The 8257-nt window shown below is 69.7% G+C and carries 5 protein-coding genes; 1 reads left to right on the top strand and 4 read right to left on the bottom strand.

Annotated elements, in window-relative coordinates; translation table 11 throughout:
• Positions 1–3: 3 nt before the first annotated feature.
• The 4 genes from VFX99_RS16890 to VFX99_RS16875 form a co-directional block, all read right to left on the bottom strand.
• Positions 4–2526, bottom strand: coding sequence for a circularly permuted type 2 ATP-grasp protein (locus VFX99_RS16890; RefSeq protein WP_329667455.1), 2523 nt, complete (start codon positions 2524–2526; stop codon positions 4–6).
• 10 nt (positions 2527–2536) lie between these two features.
• On the bottom strand, positions 2537–5809 hold the full coding sequence (locus VFX99_RS16885; protein WP_329667454.1) for a transglutaminase family protein: 3273 nt from the start codon (positions 5807–5809) through the stop codon (positions 2537–2539).
• Positions 5810–5913: 104 nt separating this feature from the next.
• Positions 5914–6294 carry a metalloregulator ArsR/SmtB family transcription factor gene (locus tag VFX99_RS16880; protein ID WP_329667453.1) on the bottom strand — a complete coding sequence of 127 codons (381 nt, stop codon included), beginning with the start codon at positions 6292–6294 and terminating at the stop codon, positions 5914–5916.
• Positions 6291–6761: an SRPBCC family protein gene (locus VFX99_RS16875; RefSeq protein ID WP_329667452.1), complete on the bottom strand. Its 471-nt coding sequence runs from the start codon at positions 6759–6761 to the stop codon at positions 6291–6293. Before VFX99_RS16875 ends, VFX99_RS16880 begins: the two co-directional genes overlap by 4 nt.
• Positions 6762–6926: 165 nt before the next feature.
• On the opposite strand from VFX99_RS16875, the gene VFX99_RS16870 reads away from it, so the two are divergent.
• Positions 6927–8257: M28 family peptidase (locus VFX99_RS16870; RefSeq protein ID WP_329667451.1), on the top strand; the 1331-nt coding region annotated here is incomplete at its 3' end.

Raw genomic sequence — 8257 nt, 5'->3', positions numbered from 1 at the left:
GGTTCACGAGGTCATTCCCATGACCTCGGTGAGCGCCAGAGACGAGAGCGGCTGCGGTCCGGGTCCGCCCTCGAAGTGCAGGTGCACGATGGCATCACCGAGGCGGTGCAGCTGCGCGTGGGTTTCGGCGAGGAACTGCTCGAGCCGCGGGCGGTGGCCGTCGACGGGTGCTGTCAGGGCGGCGATGTCCGCCGCCTCGAGCGCGTCCTGGAGGTGCTCCAGCAGGCGCTCCGGCCGGGTGGAGCCGGTGGACCCCTCCAGCTGGGACAGATGGAAGCGGAGCCTCTCGAGCGAGAATGCGATCGAGCGGGGGTTGTCGGGGTCGGCGAGCAGCAGCTCCATGACATCGGCGGCCCGGACGCTGCCGCGGAACCGCCGGCGGTGCGTGACGGAGCTCTCGGCGGCCATCAGCACGCCTCCGAGCACCGCCCGCTCCACGCCGACGCCGAGGGCGGTGGTGGTCGTCGCGGCCAGCAGGGTGCACACCTGAAGCGAACGCTCGAGGTATCGTCCGGCCTCGATCGCATGCCAGCCGTCGTCGCGCATCATGTTGGAGGTGACGCCCTGCAGCGAGAGGATGCCGCCCAGCATGCGGCTGGCGGACTCCGCGATCTGCGGCCGGCGCGAGGCGCGCAGCGCCTTCATCGCGCGATCGGTGCTGCCGAAGGCACGCCAAGTGTCGCCCGAGAGCTGGTCCCGTACGCCCTCGAGCGCATCGCGCAGCCGCTCGAGCGAATGAGCGGCCGTTCCGGGACGGTCGGCGTCGACCAGCAGGGAGCGCTGTTCGAGGTCCGGGTCGAGCCACCGCGTGCCGCACAGGCGCTGCAGCGCCCCGATGAGCGCACGCAGGGCGGCGCCGCCCTGAGCGGTCGAGGCGTAGTCCAGCTGCTCGGCATAGGCGCTGGCCGTGATGACCAACCGCACGAGGTCTTCAGCGCGCTCGGCGTAGCGGCCCGACCAGAACATGTCCTCCACGGCACGCGGCGACAGCACCGGCACGGCGCGAGCCAGGGGAAGGGGCGCGACTTCGACGATCCCCTGGTCGGGGTCTGCCGGTGCACCCTTGAGCACCCAGACGTCCTTCGTGCTGGGGGCGGTCTTGCGGTCGTCGACGAGGGTCGCGAGGCCGCCGACCAGGGGCCGGTAGATCGCGCCGTCGCGCACGGTGAATGCGCGCAGGACGATCGGATGGGCGATCACGCGACCGGATGCGCGACCTGCGTCGCCCCACGCAGGCGCCTGGGACAGCGGCAGGCGCTCCTGCCCGACGAAGCGATGCGGTGCCGAGAGGATGCGCTCGCGCAGTGCCTCGCGGTCGAGTCCGGACACGTCGGCGGCACGCCCGTCGATCTCGCGCACGATCACCCCGGACGGGTCGGCAGCGAGTGCCGCGAGCACCGCCTGCAGTCCCTCGGGATCGCCGCACCACTGCGTGGGCACCGACGGCAGCCGCAGCTGCTCACCGAGCAGCCGCTCGCAGACGGCAGGCATGAACGGCATGAGGCCGGGATTCTCGAGCACACCCGATCCGAGGCCGTTCACCAGACGCACGCGGCCACGGCGCACGGCCTCGGTGAGCCCGGACACGCCCAGCCGCGACCCCGCACGCAGCTCGAGCGGATCGCACCACTCGGCGTCCACGCGGCGCAGGATGACATCGACCCGCTCGTGCGGGTCGTGCTGCGGGAAGCCCGCGGGCTTCATCCACACCCAGCCGTCGCGCACGACGAGGTCTTCGCCCTGCACCAGCGGGAAGCCGAGGATGTTGGCGAGGAATGCCTGGTCGTAGGCCGTCTCGGAGTGGGTGCCCGGCGACAGCACGACGACGCGCGGGTCCGCGGCATCCGCCGGAGCGGCCTGGAGCAGTGCCGCCCGCAAAGCGGAGAAGTAGGGCTCCATGCGGTGCAGGCCGGCCTCTTCGTACAGCTCTGGCAGGACCCGCGACAGGACGCGGCGGTTCTCCATCGCGTAACCGAGGCCGGACGGAGCTTGCACCCGGTCGGTGAGCACGCGCCACTCCCCCGCCGCGTCGCGCCCGAGATCGGTGCTCGACAGGATCAAGGGGTGCGGGTCGAAACCCCTGGCGCGGGCGATCGGCCGCGTGTACCCCGCATGGCCGAACACCACTGCGGCCGGGATGACGCCCTCGGCGAGCAGCCGCTGCTCGCCGTAGATGTCGGCGAGGAGCGCGTTCAGCAGCTCGGCGCGCTGCGCCAGTCCGACCTCCAGTCGCGCCCAGGTGACGGCATCCAGAACGAGGGGCATGGGATCGAGCTGCCACGGCTGCGAGCCCGCCTCGGGACTGCCGTACGTCGCGCCGTCGTCCGCCAGCAGCGTGGTGATCTCGCCGTCGATGCGCTGCAGCTCGGCGGGGGTCAGGTCGACCGCGATCGCCGCCATGCCCTTCCACGCCGGCCGGAGCGCGCCGTCGGGGCCGACGACCTCGTCGAAACGCGCACCGTTGCCCGGTGCGAGCGGAAGGGTCGGCTGTGCGAGCGCCGCCGCGTAATCACGGAGCAGACTCATTCGGAAGGCCTCACGCGGTCGGAACCCTCCGCAGGTCGAGCGTGTGCGGATAGTCCGGGCTGAACGCCCTCCGCCCCGCGTCGATCAGCGCCGGCACGTCCAGGCGGCCGGCGGTGTGGCCGTGGGGGTCGAACCGGCTGGCGCGGCGCGCCTCTGCCTCGTTCGCGTTGATCGGCGGGTGGTCGTACGAGCGCCCGCCCGGATGGACGACGTGATAGGTCGCGCCGCCCAGGCTCACCCCCGACTCGATGTCGACGACATCGAACACGAGGGGCGCCTGCACCGGAATCGACGGGTGCAGAGCCGACCACGGCTGCCAGGCTCGGTAGCGGACGCCGGCGAAGTACTCTCCGGGGCGGCCTGTCGGGGTCAGAGGCACGGGAACACTCTTACACGTGACCAGGTGCATGCGCGGATCGATTCCGCTCACCTTGACCTGCACGCGCTCGACCGAGGAGTCGACGTAGCGGGCGGTGCCGCCCTCGGTCACCTCCTCGCCCAGGACGTTCCAGGGCTCGATCGCCTGGCGGAGTTCCAAATCGATCGGCCGGGAACCGGCGCCGATCCGCGTCATCCCGATCCGCGGGAAGCGGAACTCGGTGAAGGCGTCGAGCCAGGAGTCCTCGAAGTCGATGCCGTGGGCGCGCAGGTCGGCGACCACCTCGCCGATGTCGGCGGTCGCGCCCTCGGGAAGCAGGAAGTCCTCGTGCAGGCGCGTGCCCCAGCGCACCAGCGGTGCGGTGTACGGCTTCTCCCAGAACATGGCCACGAGACTGCGCACCAGCAGCGCCTGGACGAGGGCCAGCTGGGCGTGCGGCGGCATCTCGAATCCGCGCAGCTCCAGCAGGCCCAGCCGCCCGCGGCTGCTGTCGGGGCTGTACAGCTTGTCGATGCAGAACTCGGCGCGGTGGGTGTTGCCGGTGAGGTCGGTGAGCAGGTGCCGAAGGGCGCGATCGACCAGCCACGGCAGCGGCTTGTCATCGGGTTCGCGCGGCGTCTCGGTGAGCCGTCGCACCTCCTGGAGCGCGATCTCCATCTCGTAGACCGCCTCGGGCCGCCCCTCGTCGAAGCGCGGCGCCTGGCTGGTCGGCCCGATGAATCGGCCGGAGAACAGGTACGACAGGCTCGGATGCCGCTGCCAATAGGTGATGAGACTGGCGAGCAGATCCGGGCGGCGCAGCAGCGGTGAGTCGATCGGCTGCGATCCGCCGAGCGTGATGTGGTTGCCGCCGCCGGTGCCGGTGTGGAGGCCGTCCAGGTCGAACTTCTCGGTGGCCAGACGGCTCAGGCGCGCCTCGTCGTAGAGCGTCACGGTGAGATCGCGCAGCTGATCCCACGAGGATGTGGGCTGCACGTTGACTTCGATCACACCGGGGTCGGGCGTCACGATCAGCTGGGTGACGCGCGCGTCGGGTGGCGGGCCGTAGCCCTCGAGCACGAGCCGGCACCGCGTCAGCCGCGCGGCCTCCTCGATCACCATCAGCAGATCGGCGTACGCGTCGAGGGTCACCGTAGGCGGGAGGAACACGTGCACATGACCGTCGCGTGCTTCGAAGGCGAGCGCGGTCGTGCGCGCGTCCTTCGGGTCGACGACCTTGACCTCCGGGATGCCGGGCCGCAGCGGCGGTCCGGCTTCGAGGTAGGACGGCTCGCCGGGGTGCTCGGGGTCTTCCCACGCGATCGAGTCCAGGGGCAGACGCATCCCGATCGAGCTCGTGCCGGGCGTCAGCACGAGGCGGCCGCGGCGGAAGCTCCACGCCGGGCTCGTCCACTCGCCTTCGGTCGTGAGCGGCAGCACCCAGCCGGCCTCGGTGGTGACGGTCCGGTCGAGCGCGGCGATGTCGATCTCAGCGAGGTCGTCCGCGCCGGGCCGCGGGCCCTCCGGCTCGCGCAGCTCGGCGGCGCGCGCCGCGTAGGGATCCTCGTACGCGGGAAGCAGCCGCCGGTCGGGGATGCCGAGCACGGCGGTCACCGCGCGGGCCAGCGATTCGGCGTTGGACCGGGCGTCGGGATCGGTCGTCTCGCCCCAGGGATCGGCGAAGCTCGTCGGATCGGTCCAGAGCGGCTTGCCGTCGGTGCGCCACTGCAGGGCGATGTTCCAACGCGGGACGGGTTCCCCCGGGTACCACTTGCCCTGGCCGCGGTGCACCACACCGCCCGCCGCGTACGTCGCGCGCAGGCGCGCGGCGAGCACGTCGGCGAGCACGCGCTTGTGCTCGCCGTCGGCATCCGTCTTCCACTCCGCACTCGTGGCGTCGTCGAGCGCGACGAAGGTCGGCTCGCCGCCCATCGTCAGGCGCACATCCCCTTCGCGCAGGCGTTCATCGACGGCGGCGCCGAGCGCGTCGATGCGCGCCCATTGCTGATCCGTGTACGGCTTGGTCGTGCGGGGGTCCTCGTGCACCCGCAGCACCTCGTTGCTGAAGTCGAAAGTCACCTCGACCGGCTCGGTCGAGCCTTCGATCGGAGCGGCGCTCGTGGGGTGCGGCGTCGCGCTGAGCGGGATATGCCCCTCGCCTGCGAACAGTGCGCTGGTCGGATCCATCCCGACCCATCCGGCGCCGGGGATGTACACCTCGGTCCAGGCGTGCAGGTCGGTGAAATCGGTCTCGGTGCCGCTCGGCCCGTCGAGTGCCTTCTGATCGGCGGCGAGCTGCACGAGGTAGCCCGAGACGAAGCGCGCCGCGAGCCCGTACTTGCGCAGCAGGCTCACCAGCAGCCACGCGCTGTCGCGGCACGACCCGATCGCCCGGGCGAGCGTCTCATCCGGCGTCTGCACACCGGGCTCCATCCGCACGTCGTATGCGACGTCGCGGTGCACCGCGGAGTTCAGGCCCGCGAGGAACTGGACCGTCGGAACGCCGCCCTCGGGGAGGGCGGGCAGGGCCGACTTCCAGATGCCGGCCTGCTCGCTGTCCTCGACCGGTCGCAGGTACGGTGCCAGGTCGGCCTTGAGGGCGGGGTCGTACTCGAACGGGAAGTACTCGGCGTACTCCTCGATGAAGAAATCGAAGGGGTTGATCACCATGAGGTCGGCGATCAGGCTCACGGTGATCTTCAGGTGATCGATCTTCTCGGGGAACACCAGCCGGGCCACCCAGTTGCCGAACGGGTCCTGCTGCCAGTTGACGAAATGCTCTTTGGGACTCACCTCGAGCGAGTACGCCTCGATCGGCGTCCGCGAGTGCGGAGCGGGCCTCAGGCGCACGACATGAGGGGTGACCGACACCGGTCGAGCGAACTCGTACCCGGTGTAGTGGGTGAGCGAGACCTTTGTGGACATGACCACAGTGTCCCTGAATTCTGTTGCGGCCGGGTTTCGTGCGTCGGCAGGGTCATCGCGGTCCTGGTGGCGGATGCGTCGCGAGATCAGGAGATTCGGCGGAATCAGGACGATCGACGCCCGGAACGTCCTGATTCCGCCGATTCGCCTGAATCTGCGGATTCGACGAAGCTGCGCAGGCGTTCGATGGCGGCATCCCACCTCTCCGAGGCCCGCTCCAGCGCACTCCCCGCCTCGGCCAGGCGCTCGGGCTGCAGACTCCACAGCCGCTCGCGACCGCTGCGGACGCTGCGCACCAACCCGGCGTGCTCCAGTGCGGTCAGGTGCTTCGAGACCGCCTGGCGCGTGATCGGGATGCCGGTGGCGAGGCGCACTGACGACTGCGGGCCGCGTTCGCCGAGGGCGACGACGATCCCGAGGCGGGTCGGATCGCCCAGAGCGGCGAACACGGGTGCGATGTCTTCGAGCGGGGCCGCCGCGGTCACGGGTTCTGCTCGAGGAACGCGGCCAGGAAGCCGGCCTGGGCGTCCCACCCTTGCGTGTTCGACTCGATGATGCGGGCGCGTCGCTCGGCCGGGACGGCGTCGAAGCCGGTCTCGGTGATCGTGAGCGCGGTGCCTTCGTCGACCGCCTCGAGTTCGAAGGTGACGGTGGTGAGCACCTCCGACTGGTCGTCGGCATTCCATCGGAACGCGAACGTGCGCATCGGGTCGATGGTCACCACGTGCGCCGTCCACTCCTGGCCTGCATACTCCTGCTGCTGCTCGGCGCCCTCCGGGTCCGCTTCGGTGGGGACCATCCGCGCACCCACCGACTGTCCGGCCACGAACGGGCCGTCGAACTCGCTGCCGAACCACCGACCGAACTGCGCCGAGTCGGTGATCGCGCTCCACACGCGCTCCAGCGGCGCGCGCAGCACAGTGCGCTTGTGGATGCAGTCCTTCGTCGTCATTGTGCAACCTCCTGGTTGCAGGATGTCACACCCAGCCGCCTGATGCAACCTCGCGGTTGCATCTCCTCGGGGCTCCGACAACCCCTGGAATCCCGACTGCCGCCGGAGTTAGGGTCGAGGAAAACCTCGGTGACAAAGCCGTCGCCGAGTCTCGAGAGGAGCGTTATGTCGTTCAGAACTCGTAGGGTGGGAGCCGTCATCGCGGCCGGTGCCCTGGTCGCAGCAGTGGGATTCGCATCCCCCGCATACGCGGCGCCGAACAACAACTCGGTGAAGAAGATCACCAAAGCAGTGACGCTGGAGGGAGTGCTCGATCATCTCGAAGCATTCCAGTCCATCGCCGATACGCACGGCGATCGAGCGGCAGGCAGGCCGGGATACAAAGCATCCGTCGACTACGTGGTCGCGGAGTTGACAGCCGCGGGGTATTCGCCCGTGGTGCAGGAATTCCAGTTCCCGTACACCGAGGAATACTCCGAGCTGATCAGGGTGTCGCCCAGTCCCCGGACCTTCGTCAACGGGACCGACTTCCTGCGCAACGCCTTCGACTCCGGAACGCCCGAAGGAACCGCCACCGGCCCGCTCTTCGTCGCCGACGTGATCGTTCCGCCGACGGGCCCGGCCAACACCAGCACCAGCGGATGCGAAGCATCCGACTTCGCAGGGATGCCTGCCGGTTCGGTCGCGTTGGTGCAACGCGGCACGTGCGGATTCAATGTCAAGGTTCTCAACGCTCAGGCGGCGGGAGCGGTCGGCGTCATCGTGATGAACGAAGGTCAAGATGGCCGTACCGGGCTGCTGAACATGATCGGCGACGCCACCGGGCTCAGGATCCCCGCCGTGTTCACGACTTACGCCGCGGGCGCAGACCTGTACAGCACCCCTGGCGCGACAGTGACGGTGAAGGTCGACTTCACCGCGGAAACGCGGGTCGCCTGGAACGTGCTGGCCGAGACCGCGAGCGGCAACGATGCGAACACCGTCATGGCGGGGGCGCATCTCGACAGCGTGCAGGACGGCCCCGGCATCAATGACAACGGATCGGGTAGCGCAGCGCTGCTCGAGACCGCGATCCAGATGTCGAAGACCAAGCCGAACAACACGGTGCGCTTCGCGTGGTGGGGTGCAGAGGAGGAGGGGCTGCTCGGATCGGAGCACTACGTCGCGAACCTGACCGAGGCCCAACTCGCCGACATCGCGCTCTATCTCAACTTCGACATGATCGCCTCGCCGAACTACATGTTCGGCATCTACGACGGTGACAACTCGGGCAACACTGCCCCCGCGGGATTCATCCCCGAGGGGTCGGCTGAGATCGAGGACGTCTTCGAAGCCTTCTATGCCGACCGCAGCCTTCCATACCAGGACAGCGAGTTCTCCGGGCGCTCCGACTACGGCCCGTTCATCGCCGTAGGAATCCCGGCCGGAGGACTGTTCACCGGCGCGGAGGTGCCGAAGACGGCGTCCGAGGCGGCGCTCTACGGTGGCGTGCCCGG

It is taken from the genome of Microbacterium sp. (assembly GCF_036277215.1).
In the GTDB taxonomy this organism is placed as follows: Bacteria; Actinomycetota; Actinomycetes; order Actinomycetales; family Microbacteriaceae; genus Microbacterium.
Note: the sequence above shows the minus strand (reverse complement) of the source record. Positions and strands in the feature narration are given on the sequence as shown.